The 13,386-nt window shown below is 69.8% G+C and carries 17 protein-coding genes and 1 tRNA gene; 6 read left to right on the forward strand and 12 right to left on the reverse strand.

What is annotated here, in order from left to right:
• Positions 1-68: 68 nt before the first annotated feature.
• Positions 69-141 (reverse strand) — tRNA-Thr (locus AB0C33_RS18825).
• Between the two features lie 20 nt (positions 142-161).
• Positions 162-1,133, reverse strand: a complete 972-nt coding sequence (gene rlmB / locus AB0C33_RS18830) for a 23S rRNA (guanosine(2251)-2'-O)-methyltransferase RlmB (RefSeq protein WP_358289275.1) — start codon at positions 1,131-1,133, stop codon at positions 162-164.
• 438 nt (positions 1,134-1,571) lie between these two features.
• Between rlmB and AB0C33_RS18835 the strand changes: the two genes are divergently transcribed.
• Together AB0C33_RS18835 and AB0C33_RS18840 are read left to right on the forward strand one after the other, a co-directional pair.
• Complete coding sequence (locus AB0C33_RS18835) at positions 1,572-2,360, forward strand: methyltransferase domain-containing protein (protein ID WP_358289278.1); 789 nt, start codon at positions 1,572-1,574, stop codon at positions 2,358-2,360.
• Between the two features lie 76 nt (positions 2,361-2,436).
• Positions 2,437-2,769, forward strand: coding sequence for an NIPSNAP family protein (locus tag AB0C33_RS18840; RefSeq protein ID WP_358289281.1), 333 nt, complete (start codon positions 2,437-2,439; stop codon positions 2,767-2,769).
• Between the two features lie 46 nt (positions 2,770-2,815).
• Here the strand turns inward: AB0C33_RS18840 and cysS are convergent, their stop codons facing one another.
• Both cysS and AB0C33_RS18850 read right to left on the reverse strand, forming a co-directional pair.
• Positions 2,816-4,207: a cysteine--tRNA ligase gene (gene cysS, locus AB0C33_RS18845; RefSeq protein ID WP_358289283.1), complete on the reverse strand. Its 1,392-nt coding sequence runs from the start codon at positions 4,205-4,207 to the stop codon at positions 2,816-2,818.
• A 43-nt stretch (positions 4,208-4,250) separates the two neighbouring features.
• Positions 4,251-4,667: a PPOX class F420-dependent oxidoreductase gene (locus AB0C33_RS18850; protein ID WP_358289286.1), complete on the reverse strand. Its 417-nt coding sequence runs from the start codon at positions 4,665-4,667 to the stop codon at positions 4,251-4,253.
• Positions 4,668-4,696: 29 nt separating this feature from the next.
• Here AB0C33_RS18850 and AB0C33_RS18855 point away from each other — a divergent pair, with 29 nt between their 5' ends.
• On the forward strand, positions 4,697-5,710 hold the full coding sequence (locus AB0C33_RS18855) for a DUF2637 domain-containing protein (protein ID WP_358289289.1): 1,014 nt from the start codon (positions 4,697-4,699) through the stop codon (positions 5,708-5,710).
• A 105-nt stretch (positions 5,711-5,815) separates the two neighbouring features.
• Here the strand turns inward: AB0C33_RS18855 and AB0C33_RS18860 are convergent, their stop codons facing one another.
• From AB0C33_RS18860 to AB0C33_RS18875, 4 genes are all read right to left on the reverse strand, one after another.
• Entirely contained in the window at positions 5,816-6,085 is a 270-nt protein-coding gene (locus AB0C33_RS18860) for a GlsB/YeaQ/YmgE family stress response membrane protein (protein WP_352322341.1), read from the reverse strand.
• A gap of 98 nt (positions 6,086-6,183) precedes the next feature.
• Positions 6,184-6,474, reverse strand: coding sequence for a GlsB/YeaQ/YmgE family stress response membrane protein (locus tag AB0C33_RS18865; protein WP_352322343.1), 291 nt, complete (start codon positions 6,472-6,474; stop codon positions 6,184-6,186).
• Positions 6,475-6,661: 187 nt separating this feature from the next.
• Complete coding sequence (gene ispF / locus AB0C33_RS18870) at positions 6,662-7,132, reverse strand: 2-C-methyl-D-erythritol 2,4-cyclodiphosphate synthase (RefSeq protein WP_358289293.1); 471 nt, start codon at positions 7,130-7,132, stop codon at positions 6,662-6,664.
• Between the two features lie 17 nt (positions 7,133-7,149).
• The gene (locus AB0C33_RS18875; protein ID WP_043624891.1) at positions 7,150-7,632 is read right to left on the reverse strand and encodes a CarD family transcriptional regulator; all 483 of its coding nucleotides are present in this window, start codon (positions 7,630-7,632) and stop codon (positions 7,150-7,152) included.
• Between the two features lie 251 nt (positions 7,633-7,883).
• Between AB0C33_RS18875 and AB0C33_RS18880 the strand changes: the two genes are divergently transcribed.
• On the forward strand, positions 7,884-8,465 hold the full coding sequence (locus AB0C33_RS18880; RefSeq protein WP_352322347.1) for a copper chaperone PCu(A)C: 582 nt from the start codon (positions 7,884-7,886) through the stop codon (positions 8,463-8,465).
• A 55-nt stretch (positions 8,466-8,520) separates the two neighbouring features.
• On the opposite strand, the gene AB0C33_RS18885 is transcribed toward AB0C33_RS18880, so the two are convergent.
• Entirely contained in the window at positions 8,521-9,213 is a 693-nt protein-coding gene (locus tag AB0C33_RS18885) for a response regulator transcription factor (RefSeq protein WP_352355444.1), read from the reverse strand.
• On the reverse strand, positions 9,210-10,391 hold the full coding sequence (locus AB0C33_RS18890) for an ATP-binding protein (protein ID WP_357967218.1): 1,182 nt from the start codon (positions 10,389-10,391) through the stop codon (positions 9,210-9,212). Before AB0C33_RS18890 ends, AB0C33_RS18885 begins: the two co-directional genes overlap by 4 nt.
• A 123-nt stretch (positions 10,392-10,514) precedes the next feature.
• Between AB0C33_RS18890 and phoU the strand changes: the two genes are divergently transcribed.
• Together phoU and AB0C33_RS18900 are read left to right on the forward strand one after the other, a co-directional pair.
• Positions 10,515-11,159, forward strand: coding sequence for a phosphate signaling complex protein PhoU (phoU, locus tag AB0C33_RS18895; RefSeq protein ID WP_352355448.1), 645 nt, complete (start codon positions 10,515-10,517; stop codon positions 11,157-11,159).
• Between the two features lie 201 nt (positions 11,160-11,360).
• Entirely contained in the window at positions 11,361-12,098 is a 738-nt protein-coding gene (locus AB0C33_RS18900) for a methyltransferase domain-containing protein (RefSeq protein ID WP_358289298.1), read from the forward strand.
• Positions 12,099-12,125: 27 nt separating this feature from the next.
• Here the strand turns inward: AB0C33_RS18900 and AB0C33_RS18905 are convergent, their stop codons facing one another.
• Both AB0C33_RS18905 and AB0C33_RS18910 read right to left on the reverse strand, forming a co-directional pair.
• A complete protein-coding gene (locus AB0C33_RS18905; RefSeq protein WP_352319699.1) occupies positions 12,126-12,332 on the reverse strand; it encodes a hypothetical protein in 207 nt (68 codons plus the stop codon).
• 276 nt (positions 12,333-12,608) lie between these two features.
• A complete protein-coding gene (locus AB0C33_RS18910; RefSeq protein ID WP_352355458.1) occupies positions 12,609-13,352 on the reverse strand; it encodes a phosphoglyceromutase in 744 nt (247 codons plus the stop codon).
• Between the last annotated feature and the right edge of the window lie 34 nt (positions 13,353-13,386).

The following is a 13,386-nucleotide window of genomic DNA, read 5'->3' on the forward strand; positions in this document are numbered from 1 at the left end:
CGCTATTGTCCTGACAAACAAGGAAGCCCCTGACGGCATAACGCCTGTTCAGGGGCTTCCTGTTGCAGAGCCGACGAGGGGAATCGAACCCCTGACCTTCTGTTTACAAGACAGATGCTCTGCCGATTGAGCTACGTCGGCACGGCCTACCAGTGTAGACGCTAGCGGCGCCTGTGACGAGCGACCTCGTACAGTGCCACACCGGCGGCGACGCCCGCGTTGAGGGATTCCGCGGCGGCCTGCATGGGGATGCGGACGACCACGTCGCACTGCTCCCGGACCAACCGGCCGAGGCCCTTCCCCTCGGAGCCCACCACGACCACGAGCGGCTCGGCGAGGAGGTCGGCGTCGCCGATGTCGATCTTTCCGGCGCCGTCGAGGCCGATGATGAAGAGGCCGGCTTCGCGGTATTCGCGGAGGGCGGCCGTCAGGTTGGAGGCGCGGGCGACCCGCAGCGTGGCGAGCGTGCCGGCCGAGGTCTTCCAGGCGCCACCCGTCACCCCGGCCGAGCGGCGGGACGGGATGAGCAGGCCATGCGCGCCGAACGCGGTGGCGGAACGGGCGATGGCGCCCAGGTTGCGCGGGTCGGTGACCGAGTCGAGCGCCACGATCAACGGGACCTCGGCCGCGTCCTGGGCCAGTTCGACCAGCTCGGACGGATGCGCATAGTCGTAGGCGGGGATCTGGAGCGCGATGCCCTGGTGGACGACGCCCTCCGTCATCCGGTCGAGCTTGTCGCGGGTGACTTCGAGCAGCGCGATCCCGCGCTCTGCCGCGATCTTGATGGAGTCGCGTACGCGGTCGTCGCTCTCGACGCGCTGGGCCACGTAGAGGGCGTTGGCGGGCACCCCCGCCTGCAACGCCTCCAGCACCGGGTTACGGCCGCCGATGTATTCGGGGGCGTCCTCGGAACGCTTCTGCCGGGCCGGGCCGCTGCCTGGACGGCGCGTCTCGCCGCCGCGGTCCTCCCTGGCGATGCGCTCGGACCTGGCCTTGTCCTTGTACCAGTGGCGCATCTCGGCAGGCGGCGTCGCGCCCCTGCCCTCGAGCGACCGGCGCTTCTGGCCCCCGGTGCCCTTGGAGGGGCCCTTCTTCTTCGCGGGCCTGCCCGATGCCCTACCGCCTGCTGCCATGCCATCAAGGGTATCGGCCCGTCGACCCACCCGATCCCGCCGGGCAAGCCCCCATCCGATCCCGCCAAGACCAAGAAGGGCGGCGTCCGCACACTGACGTCCGCACATGACCGGCCGCGGCACACCCGGCGAGCCGCCTGCCCTCAGGGCGCACGTAGCGCCGCTCACCACCTCACCGAGCGTCTTGCGTCAGCACATCACCACAAATCGCCTCATCGGGCCGCACGCGAGATCGGGCCGCACGCGACGCCATGACCGCACACGACGCCGTGACCGCACATCGCGACGACCGCAGGCCCGCCCGCCTCTCCCAGCAGAGCCCCCAAACCGCCCCCGCACAGCCCCCCGCACAGTGCAAAAGGCGCCCACCTCGAACCGGCCCCAGACGACTCCGAAAGCGCCCACCCCAACCCCAAAGGCCGGTTATGGTCCTTGGCCATGACTGAGTCCGCCTACCTCCAAGCCACCCGAACGGCCTACGACACCGTCGCCCCCGGATACGCCGACCTGCTGAGGAACGAACTCGACACCAAGCCCCTGGACCGGGCCATGCTGGGAGCGTTCGCCGAGCTCGTGCAGGGCCCGGACGCCGGAGAGGTGGCCGACCTGGGCTGCGGACCGGGCCGCGTCACCGCCCACCTCCACGCCCTCGGAGTGAACGCCTTCGGCATCGACCTGTCGCCAGGGATGATCGACGTCGCCCGCCGGAGCCACCCCGGCCTCCGCTTCGAAGTGGGCTCGATGACCGCGCTGGACCTGGCGGACGCGTCCCTGGCCGGCGCCGTCGCGTGGTACTCCACCGTCCACACCCCGCCGGAGCTCCTGCCGACGGTGTTCGCCGAGATCCACCGGGTGCTGGCGCCGGGCGGCCACCTGCTGATCGCGTTCAAGGTCGGCGACGAACGCCGACACCTCAGCCAGGGCTACGGCCACATGCTGTCACTGGACGTCTACTGGACTCCCCCGGAGCACATCGCCGACCTCCTCGCCACGGCCGGACTGTCCCTGGACGCCCAGCTCATCCGCGAACCCGACGAGAGCGAAAGACCCCGCTCAGGCCGCCAAGCCTTCTTCCTGGCCCACAAACCAACCGACAAACCAACCGACAAACCAACCGACAAGCCGACCGACGAACCAACCAACAAACCGACCGCCAAGCCAACAGACAAGCCGGAAACCCCAAACTCCATCAGCCAGCCCCCCGAGCACGAGCCCCGAAAACACTGACGGAGGATGTCAGCGACCACCGAATAACGTGCCCGCCACCCAGCACTACCCCGACCATCCCCCAAGGAGCAGCCGCATGATCCTGGAGATCCGCACCTACCGCCTCAAACCCGGCACCCGCGCAGACTTCCTCCGGATCATGCACGAAGAAGCCCTCCCCCTCCTGGCGAAGGCCGGCATCGACGTCGTGAGCAGCGGCGCCTCCCTCGTGGACGAGGACGGCCACGAGGAGGCGTACCTCATCCGCGCGTTCCCCTCGAAACAGACCCGCGACGAGCACGAGGACGCCTTCTACACCAGCCCGGCATGGCACCAGGGCCCGCGTGCGGGCATGGTCTCGCGCATCGACGGCTACCACACGATCGTGATCGAGACCACCGACGCCGCCGTCGCGGCCCTCCGCGGCTGACGGCGGACGCGAAAGGCGCCCGCCGTCACTCAGGAGCGGCGGAAGGTCAGCGGGCCAGCTCCCAGCGCGCGCCGTGCGGCGTGTCCTCGACCGTGATGCCCGCCGCGGCGAGCTGGTCGCGGATCGCGTCGGCCGCCGCGTAGTCCTTACGGGCCCGCGCGGCCTTGCGCTGCTCCAGAGCCACCGCCACCAGCGCGTCGACCACCGGCGACAGGTCGGAGCCGCTCCCGCGCCACTGCGGCGAGCGAGGGTCGAGGCCGAGCACGTCGAGCATGTTCTGGGTCTCGGCGAGGAGGCGCGCGATGGCCTCCTTGTCGCCCCGCGACAGCGCCACGTTGCCCTCGCGCACCACCTCGTGCACCACGGCGAGCGCCTGCGGCGTGCCGAGGTCGTCGTCGAGCGCGTCGGCGAACGCCTGCGGAAGGGGCGCGTCGGCGTCGACGTCGTGGATCACCTCGGCGGCGCGGGTGACGAAGCCCTCGATCCGCTGGTAGGCCGCCGCCGCCTCAAACAGCGCTTCCTCGGAGTACTCGATCGAGGATCGGTAGTGCGGCGCGGCCAGGTAGTAGCGCAGCTCCACCGGACGCACCTTCTGCACCATCTCGGGGATCAGCAACGAGTTGCCGAGCGACTTGCTCATCTTCTCGGCGCCGATCTTGAGCATGCCGTTGTGCATCCAGTAGCGGGCGAAGCCGTCGCCGGCGGCCTGCGACTGGGCGATCTCGTTCTCGTGGTGAGGGAAGATCAGGTCGATGCCGCCGCCGTGGATGTCGAACGTCGGCCCGAGGTATTTGGTGGCCATCGCCGAGCACTCCAGGTGCCAGCCGGGACGCCCGAGCCCCCACGGCGTGGGCCAGGTCGGCTCGCCCGGCTTGGCGCCCTTCCACAGGGCGAAGTCGCGCGGGTCGCGCTTGAGCGACTCGTCGTCGGTGTCGGCCGCCCCCCGCATGTTCTCCAGCTTCTGGTTGGAGAGCTTGCCGTAGTGGTCGGCGTAGGACTGGACGCTGAAGTAGACGTCGCCGCCCGAGGCGTAGGCGTGGCCGCGCTCGATCAGCCGCTCCATCAGCGTGATCATCTCGGGCACGTGGCCGGTGGCCCGCGGCTCGACGGTGGGCGGCAGGCAGCCGAGCGTGTCGTAGGCCCAGGTGAAGGCCCGCTGGTTGCGCTCGGCGATCACGAACCAGGGCACGTCCTCCGCGGCCGACACCCTAATGATCTTGTCATCGATGTCGGTGACGTTGCGGCAGAACGTCACGTCGTATCCGGAACGCGTGAGCCAGCGCCTGAGCACGTCGAAGTTCACGCCTGAGCGGATGTGCCCGATGTGCGGAGGCGCCTGCACGGTGGCCCCACACAGGTAAATCGACGCCCGGCCGGCTTCGACCGGAACGAATTCACGGATGGCGCGCGTGCTGGTGTCGTAGATGTGCAGGCTCACGATGGCAAGGCTAACGCCTCGGGAGCTCTCGTAGGCCGATTACTCAGCCTCGTACCGTGACCTTGTCGGGACGGATCCGGATGATCAGGCGCTCGGTGCCCGGCTTGTCCTCCCACGGCTCGCCCGTGTACTTCTGGGCCAGCTCCTGGATCAACGCGCCCTCGGGGTCCTCCTCGATCGTCACCCGGCCGCGCACCTCCACGTAGCGGTAGGGGTTCTCCGGGTCGATGACCAGCAGACTCGTCCGCGGGTCGCGCGCGAAGTTGCGCGGCTTCACCCGCCCCCGGACGGTCGAGAACAGGACGTCGTCGCCGTCCGTGCGCACCCACACCACGGTCGACTGCGGTCCGCCGTCGGGGTTGAGGCTGGTCACCGTCGCATGATTCGGGGCATCCAGGAGTTCGCGCGCTTCTTCCGGCAGCTCGGGCATGTGTCTCCCTTGATCGGTCGTGATCCCCATTCTTCTGTAGTCTCGAAGGCGCCATGGACGTGACTCCCCCCTCTACGCTCCGTCGCCTGGGCATCGCCCTGGCCGGGCTCGCGGTGGCCGCTCTGACCGGAGCCGCCTGCGCGCTGTCCTTCGACGATCTGCGCGCGCTGGCCGTCACCGGCGAGGCGCGGCAGGACCTCGCCTTCCTCTATCCGGCCGCCTTCGACGCGCTGCTCGTGGTCGCGCTGCTCGGCGTGCTGCTGCTGCGCCCCGCGCGGCCGCTGGTGCGGGCGCAGGCCGCCACCGTGCTGGTGCTGCTCATCGTGGCCGCCGCGGCGGCCAACGTGGCGACCGCGCTGCGGTTCACCTTCGACGCGCGCCAGGTGGCCGTGGGCGTGGCCCTGGCGCCCTGGGTCATGCTGGCCGTGGCCCTGTGGCTCTGGCTGCTGCTGATCAAGCACGTCCAGGCTCACCGGGGCGCGGCGCGTGAGGAGGCGGACGACGACGACTTCGTGCCCTTCCACCCGGGCCGCGCGGCCGACACGCCGCCGCCGCTCGTGACCGAGGCGCCCCCGCCGGTGCTGGAGTCCACGCCGCTGGTGGGGCCCACGGCCGCGCCGGAGACGCCGCCGGTCCCGGCCCAGGTGCCCGAGTGGCAGGCCGTACCGCAAGATCCGGACCCCGAGCCCGTACGCGCCCCTGAGCCCGAACGAGCCCCCGACCCCGAACCGGAACCCGAGCCCGAGCCGGATCCGGAACCGGAGCCCGAGCCGGAGCCCGAGCCCGAACCCGAACCGTTGAGGCGGCCGGTCCGGTGGGGCGACCGGGTGAAGCCGACCGACGTCCTGGTCCACCCCCGCACCGACACCCGGGCCACCGACACGCGCGACGTCGACACCCAGCCCGTCCCCGTCATCGAGGACGACCGCCGGACCCGCCCCGCCGCCGACGAGCCCCGGACGCCCCAGAGCGACTCTGAGGCCACCGCGCCCCACCCGGTGATCCACGAGGACACCCAGGCCCCGTCCGGCCGCCTGCGCAGCACTCCGCGCCCGCCGGACCCCGAGGAATAGCGGGCCACGCCCCGAAGAAACGCGTGAAACACGAGAGGCCCGTCCGGGATGATCCCGGACGGGCCGTTTCGTGTGCGTCTATCTCGTCTACACCCCTGGCGCCCGCTAGACCCTGGAGCCGCGGCGTAGGCCGGCGACCAGGCCGACACCGACGATCGCCAGGACGACCTGCATCACGAGCTCGATCCAGTCGATGCCGGGGGTCGTCTCGACGCCGAGCACCTGGGCGATGAGGGTGCCCAGCAGGGCGGCGACGATGCCGACGACGATGGTGAGGATCCACCCGATGGCCTGCCTGCCAGGCAGCAGCAGGCGACCGATTGCGCCAATGACGGCGCCAATCACGATGGCGCCAAGGATGGACTGAATGGTCATGACACGAAACCTCCCCGTGAGAGTGAGCCGTTCACTCTCACGGGGAGCTTCGCTACCCGATCGCCGGCGATTATGCGCCGGCTTTACGAACGAGCAGGTCAGGTCGTGGTTCGGCCGGTGCGTCCACCGCGTCCTCCCCAGCCCATCCGCGTCACGAGGAGCACGCCGACCACAGCCAGGACGAGCTGGAGTATGTGTTCGAGCCAGTCGATGCCCTTGGTGTCGGCCCAGCCGAACGCCTGTGCGATCAGGGTGCCGATCAGGGCGGCCACGATGCCCACGATGAGCGTCAGGCCGATGGACATGTTCTGCCTGCCAGGCACTATCAGCCGGGCCAGCGCACCGACGATGGCGCCGATGACTACTGCGGAAACGATCGCGCCGATCATGTGTAGCTCCCCCCGAGACGTTCACATGTCTTAGATGGGGACATACCCGACACCTGGGGAAACTACCCCTTGAGGAAGGCGGCGGCCCGTACCGCGCCAGTGACGAACCGCCGCCCCCACAGTTGGCGGGTTCGGCGACGACCCGCCGGGACACCCTCACGCATCCCACACATAAGACGCTGAATGCCTAGGAAAGGTTGACCACGAGGGCCGTGGCGATGGCGGCGATCCCCTCGCCGCGCCCGGTGAGCCCGAGCCCGTCGGTGGTGGTGGCCGAGACGCTCACCGGCGCCCCCACGGCGCCGCCGAGCGCCAGCTCGGCCTCGGTACGCCGAGGAGCCATCTTGGGACGGTTGCCGATCACCTGAACGGCCACGTTGCCGATCTCGAAGCCCGCCGCGCGCACCTGGCGGGCGGTCTCCTCCAGCAGGGTGACCCCGGAAGCCCCGGCCCAGCGGGGATCGGACGTGCCGAACAGCCCGCCCAGGTCGCCCAGGCCGGCCGCGGACAGCAGCGCGTCGCAGGCGGCATGCGCAGCGACGTCGCCGTCGGAGTGGCCGTCGAGCCCGATCTCGGCCGGCCAGTGCAGGCCGGCGAGGCTGAGCTCACGCCCCGAGTCCGCCGAAGCGAACGGGTGGACGTCGACTCCGACGCCCACCCGTGGAAGATTCGTGTTCAGGAGTTGAGAACCTCGTCGAGCAGGGCCTCAGCCTTGTCCTCATTGGTCTTCTCGGCGAGCGCGAGCTCGCTGACGAGGATCTGACGAGCCTTCGCGAGCATGCGCTTCTCGCCCGCTGACAGGCCGCGCTCGCGGTCGCGACGCCACAGGTCGCGAACCACCTCCGCAACCTTGTTCACATCGCCGGAGGCGAGCTTCTCCAGATTGGCCTTGTAACGGCGCGACCAGTTGGTCGGCTCTTCCGTGTGCGGCATCCGAAGAACATCGAAAACCCGCTCAAGGCCTTCCTGGCCGACGACGTCGCGCACACCGACGAGTTCCGCGTTTTCTGCTGGCACCTGGACGGTAAGGTCGCCCTTGTCGACCTTGAGCACCAGGTAGGTCTTTTCCTCACCCTTGATGGATCGCTTCGTGATTGCTTCGATCCGAGCAGCCCCATGGTGGGGGTAGACGACAGTGTCGCCGACCTGGAAAGTCATGTGACAAGTACCCCTTCCGCTGTACTCCAGGGTACCACGCATCCACAGGCTCCCGGAACAGTGAAATCCTCATAACTGCAGGTCAAAGCCGCATATTGGGGCTTGACAAGTCCTCGACCGTATGAATCGCATTTCCGGACATAGCGAATGACCTGCAGGGGTGCGGATATGACCATGGATTCAGGTGGATATGGTAGGCGCTGCCCAACACCCCATGCGCCATACCGCGCAAGAGCAAGGAGAACCCGCACGTGACCAGCCGTCGCTGGATTGTCGTAGCCGCCGCGTTCTTGGCAGCCCCCGTGCTCGCGGGCTGCGGGGCAGGATTCGACGCCAACACCAACAAGCCGTACGCCCCGAACGAGGCGGTCGCACTCATCGACCAGGGTGCTTATGGCACGCGCGGCATTCACATCCCGCAGGCGTTCATCCTCGGCCCCGACTCCGGAGCCCAGCTCCCGTGGCGCGGTTCAGCCCCGATCTACCTGAACATCCTCAACACCGCGGGCGCCGCCGACACCCTCCAGGCCGTCTCCGCGGGCTCGGTCGGGTCCGTGAAGGTCGCCACGCCGATCCAGCTTCCCCCCAACCAGCTCGTCAACACCGGCAAGCCGCAGCCCCAGCTGATGCTGGAGAGCATCTCCACGAGCCTCAGAGGCGGCGAGAGCGTGCGTCTGGACCTCCAGTTCGCCAACGCCGGGACAGTGACCCTGAACGTCCCTGTGGTCACGCGCAGCCGTGAGTTCAAGGACTACCCCGCCGCCCCCAACGCCACCCCGGTCGCGACGCCCTCGGCGTCGCCCACCCCGACGGCCACCGAAGAGGCCCACTGACGGCATGAGAGAACCCTTGTTCTGGTACGAACCCACGTACCAGAACAAGGGTCGTTCACTCCTCGGCGGCGTCGAACTTGTAGCCCAGGCCGCGCACGGTGAGGATGCAGCGCGGGTTCGACGGGTCCGCCTCGATCTTGGCCCGCAGGCGCTTGACGTGGACGTCGAGCGTCTTGGTGTCGCCCACGTAGTCGGCGCCCCAGACGCGGTCGATGAGCTGGCCGCGGGTGAGCACCCGGCCGGCGTTGCGCAGCAGCACCTCCAGCAGCTCGAACTCCTTCAGCGGCAGCTGCACCTGCGCGCCGCGCACCGCGACGACGTGGCGGTCGACGTCCATGCGCACCGGGCCGACGGCCAGGACGGCCGTCTCCAGCTCCTCCACCACGTCGCCCTGACGGCGCAGCACCGCGCGGATGCGGGCCACCAGCTCCCGCGAGGAGAACGGCTTGGTCACGTAGTCGTCGGCGCCCAGCTCCAGGCCCACGACCTTGTCGATCTCGCTGTCCTTGGCGGTCAGCATGATGACCGGCACCTTCGAGCGCTGCCGCAGCGAGCGGCACACCTCGGTGCCCGGCAGGCCGGGCAGCATCAGGTCGAGCAGCACGAGGTCCGCGCCATTGCGGTCGAACGTGTCGAGCGCCTCGGGCCCGGTCGCCGCGACCGACACCTCGAAGCCCTCCTTGCGCAGCATGTAGGACAAGGCGTCGGAGAAGGACTCCTCATCCTCAACCACTAGAACTCTGGTCATTTTGCGGTCTCCAGGGGAATCGAGGGTGGTACTGCCACCGCCGTGCCGCCGAAGGCGGGCAGACGGAGGGTGAAGGTGGAGCCGGAGCCTTCCTTGCTCCAGACGGACACCTCGCCCGCGTGGGCCGCGGCGACGTGCTTGACGATGGCCAGGCCGAGCCCCGTGCCGCCGGTCGCCCGTGACCTGGCCGCGTCGACGCGGAAGAAGCGCTCGAAGATGCGCTCCAGAGACTCCTCGGGGATGCCGATGCCCTGGTCGCTGACGCTGATCTCGACGGAGTCGCCGGCCGGACGGACGCTGACCACGACCCGCGTGTGCTCGGGGCTGTAGGCGACGGCGTTGTCGATGAGGTTGCGCAGGGCGGTGACGAGCAGCTCGTCGTCGCCCCAGATGCGCAGGCCCTCGGTGCCGCCGGTGACCAGCGTGATGTCCTTGGCCACCGCCTTGGTGTTGCAGTGGTCGATGGCGTCGTGGACGGCCTCGTCGATGGCGACCTGGCCCGGGGTGGGGATGGGCTCGGCGCCCTGGATCCTGCTCAACGTGATCAGGTCCTGGACCAGGTAGGTGAGCCGGGCGGCCTCGTGCTGCATGCGCCCGGCGAAGCGGGTGACCGCCTCGGGGTCGTCGGCGGCGTCCTGGATGGTCTCGGCCAGCAGGCTCAGCGCGCCCACGGGGGTCTTCAGCTCGTGGCTGACGTTGGCGACGAAGTCGCGGCGCACCGCCTCGACCCTGCGCCGCTCGGTCTGGTCCTCGGCCAGCACCAGCACCTGGCCGTAGGAGCCGAGGGGGGCGACGCGGACGGCGAAGTTCGTCGTCTCCTGACCGAACTTGTGGCCGGCGACGTCGATCTCGCTCTCGCGGATCTCGCCGTCGCGGCGTACCTGTCTTGCCAGTGCGAGCAGCTCCGCGGCCATCAGCCTGTCGCCCTTGACCAGCCCGAACGCGCGCGCGGCCGAGCTGGCGCGCAGCACGCGGTCGTGCGCGTCGAGCACGACGGCGGACGAGGGGAGCACGGCGAGCACGGAGGCCACGCCCTGCGGCAGCGCCGCTCCGGTCTCGACGCCGTCGGCTGAATCGGTCCTCTTCGGAGCCTCGATCTGGTTCCGGTAGAACAGGACCGCCAGGGCTCCCACGACGAACCCGGCCAGGGCCGCGAAGCTCATGGCCATCTCACTCATGCCTCCGATGGTAGGTGGCGAAGCTCAAGGGACAGACCTCTCACCTGCGGATGAACGGCCCTTTCCTGGAAAGTTCATCTCGCAGTAGAGGTTCGTTCATCGAGTGGCACGTACGGTGACGACATGCGCGACGCGTACCATGAAGAACTTGATCTCCTGACGGGCAAGCTGGTCGAGATGACGAGGCTGGTCCGCTCGGCCATCTCCCGTGCCACCACGGCCCTCCTCGACGCCGACCTCCAGCTCGCCGAGAGCGTCATCTCCCGCGACCAGGAGGTGAACGCCCTCTTCGCCGACATCGAGACGTCGATCTTCGAGCTGATGGCCAGGCAGCAGCCGGTCGCGGTGGACCTGCGAATGGTCATCACGGCACTGCGCATGGGCACCGACCTCGAACGCATGGGCGACCTCGCCGTCCACGTGGCCAAGGTGGCCCGGCTGCGGCACCCCGACTCGGCGATTCCGCCCGAGACTCGCTCGACCATCGTGGAAATGGGGCAGATCGCCGAGAACCTGGTCACCAAGGCCGGGAGCTGCGTGGCCTCCAGGGACGTTGAGTCGGCCCTTGAGCTGGAGGAGGACGACGACGCGATGGACCGGCTGCACCGCCGGCTGTTCCGCAACATCCTGGCCAAGGACTGGCAGCACGGCGTGGAGCCGGCGATCGACATCACGCTGATCGGCCGGTACTACGAGCGGTACGCCGACCACGCGGTGCGAGTGGCGCGGGACGTCGTCTACCTGGTCACCGGCTCCCGTCCCAGCTGACGGCCTCCCGGAGGCGAGCTCTTCACCCGGACGCAGCGGGCGGCACCTGTCGGGGGGCCGCCCGCTTCGCACGTCCCCGGCCGGGAATGAGGCAATCCGGCGGGACGAACAGCGACAAGCAGCGACAGACGCCCGCCAAGCGCCCTGTCTCCTGGCCAAAAGCGGATGCGGTGACGTCTCCGCATGTGGCAGGCTCCGCCGGTGAATCGTGAACAGATCTCCCGACTCGCCCACGCGGACCATCCGATCGCGGCTCCGCTCGACGACGACTCGGTGAGCCGCCTTCTCGACCGCGCCCTCCCCCAGGGCGGCTCGCGCGTGCTCGACCTCGGCTGCGGCGGCGGGGAGTGGCTGCTGCGCGCGCTGAGCACGCGTCCCAAGCTGCAGGCGGAGGGCGTGGACATCGCCGAGGGCTCGCTGGCGCACGCCCGCGAGAGCGCGGAGGCGCTCGGCGTCCACGACCGGCTCGTCCTCCATCGTGCGGACGCCGCCGAGTTCACCTCGCCGCACGCGTTCGACCTGGTGATCAGCGTCGGGGCGACGCACGCGTTCGGCGGCCTGCCGCCCACGCTCGCGGCGGCGCGCGAGCACCTGGCCCCCGGCGGGCGCGTCCTGGTCGGCGACGGTTTCTGGGCCGGGGAGCCGTCCGCCGAGGCGGTGGAGATGCTGGGCGAGCTCACCGGCCTGCCGGCCCTGATGGACCGCGTCACCGCCGACGGCTGGACGCCGGTGCACGGCCACATCAGCACCCGTCAGGAGCTCGACGACTACGAATGGGCCTGGACGGGCTCGCTGGCGTCCTGGGCTCTGGACAACCCCGACCATCCGGACAGGTTCGAGGCCCTCACGACGGCCGACACCCACCGCGCCGAGTGGCTGCGCGTCTACCGGGACGTCTTCGGGTTCGTCACCCTCGTCCTGCGCCCGACGTCCGACTGACGGGCCGCGCCCGCGCCTCGGCCGACGTCAGGAGGCCGCCTGCCGGCTCCTGCACACATGCCGCCGCGCCAGCTCGGCCCAGACCGCGGCGGCACGGGCGTACGGGCCCCTGGCGGTCTCCTCATGGTCCCCGCGCTCGGTGACCCGCCGCACGAAGAACTGCGCCGCCTCGAAGCACAGGACGTACTCCTCGCAACAGGACGCTTCGACCACGCGTACGAGCCCGCGCGACACATGGGGCTCCCACGTCGGCACGTCAGACCGTCCCGCCCGGAACGCGGGCTTCCCCGGCGGACGGAAGGGGGCAGGAGCGCTCAGCTCTGGCAGAGGTGCTCACATCCCCGAAAGCATAGGCACCTCGCCCCAAGCCGGCCCACACATTTCAGTGTCCGGCATCAGTGACATGCCTTCCCCGCCGCCGACACCAAGCCCCGAGCCCTCGCACGGTCGTGCGAAGGCGCCTCGCGCGGCACGCCGGGCGCCGCGCGAAGCGCCCGAAGGGCTGTGGGGTCAGCGGCCCTGGTTGGCCACTGCTTCGATGGCGGCCTTGGCGGCCTCCGGGTCGAGGTAGCGCCCGCCGCGCACCTGCGGCTTGAAGTCGGCGTCCAGCTCGTACGCCAGCGGGATCCCCGTGGGGATGTTGAGCCCGGCGATGTCGTCGTCGCCGATGCCGTCGAGGTGCTTGACCAGGGCCCTCAGCGAGTTGCCGTGCGCGGTCACCAGGACCGTGCGCCCCGCGGCCAGGTCGGGGACGATCTCGTCGTACCAGTACGGGAGCATGCGGTCGACGACGTCCTTCAGGCACTCCGTGCGCGGCATGAGCTCCGGCGGCAGGAGGGCGTAACGGGGGTCGCCGGCCTGGGAGTACTCGTCGTCGTCGGCGATGGGCGGCGGCGGCACGTCGTACGAGCGGCGCCAGAGCATGAACTGCTCGTCGCCGAACTCCTCACGCGTCTGGGCCTTGTTCTTGCCCTGCAGGGCCCCGTAGTGGCGTTCGTTCAGCCGCCAGCTGCGCTTGACCGGGAGCCAGAGCAGGTCGGCCTCGCCCAGGGCGAGCTGGGCCGTCTGGATGGCCCGGGTCAGGAGGCTGGTGTGCAGGACGTCGGGCCGCAGACCGGCCTCCTGCAGGAGCCGGCCGCCGCGCCGGGCCTCGTCCTCGCCCTTGGCCGACAGGCTGACGTCCACCCAACCGGTGAACAGGCCCTTCGCGTTCCAGTCGCTCTCACCGTGCCGTAGCAGCACCAAAGTCGCCATGCGGCCAATCCTATGGCCGCCGCCCGGAGCGCCG

The organism is Nonomuraea sp. NPDC048881 (assembly GCF_040649795.1).
GTDB lineage: Bacteria > Actinomycetota > Actinomycetes > Streptosporangiales > Streptosporangiaceae > Nonomuraea.

What these genes read in the sequence shown, in the direction of transcription:
- rlmB (WP_358289275.1), bottom strand. Translation starts at nt 1,133, where the DNA reads ATGGCAGCAGGCGGTAGGGCATCGGGCAGGCCCGCGAAGAAGAAGGGC.
- AB0C33_RS18835 (WP_358289278.1), top strand. Translation starts at nt 1,572, where the DNA reads ATGACTGAGTCCGCCTACCTCCAAGCCACCCGAACGGCCTACGACACC.
- AB0C33_RS18840 (WP_358289281.1), top strand. Translation starts at nt 2,437, where the DNA reads ATGATCCTGGAGATCCGCACCTACCGCCTCAAACCCGGCACCCGCGCA.
- AB0C33_RS18850 (WP_358289286.1), bottom strand. Translation starts at nt 4,667, where the DNA reads ATGGGGATCACGACCGATCAAGGGAGACACATGCCCGAGCTGCCGGAA.
- AB0C33_RS18860 (WP_352322341.1), bottom strand. Translation starts at nt 6,085, where the DNA reads ATGACCATTCAGTCCATCCTTGGCGCCATCGTGATTGGCGCCGTCATT.
- AB0C33_RS18865 (WP_352322343.1), bottom strand. Translation starts at nt 6,474, where the DNA reads ATGATCGGCGCGATCGTTTCCGCAGTAGTCATCGGCGCCATCGTCGGT.
- AB0C33_RS18875 (WP_043624891.1), bottom strand. Translation starts at nt 7,632, where the DNA reads ATGACTTTCCAGGTCGGCGACACTGTCGTCTACCCCCACCATGGGGCT.
- AB0C33_RS18885 (WP_352355444.1), bottom strand. Translation starts at nt 9,213, where the DNA reads ATGACCAGAGTTCTAGTGGTTGAGGATGAGGAGTCCTTCTCCGACGCC.
- AB0C33_RS18890 (WP_357967218.1), bottom strand. Translation starts at nt 10,391, where the DNA reads ATGAGTGAGATGGCCATGAGCTTCGCGGCCCTGGCCGGGTTCGTCGTG.
- phoU (WP_352355448.1), top strand. Translation starts at nt 10,515, where the DNA reads ATGCGCGACGCGTACCATGAAGAACTTGATCTCCTGACGGGCAAGCTG.
- AB0C33_RS18910 (WP_352355458.1), bottom strand. Translation starts at nt 13,352, where the DNA reads ATGGCGACTTTGGTGCTGCTACGGCACGGTGAGAGCGACTGGAACGCG.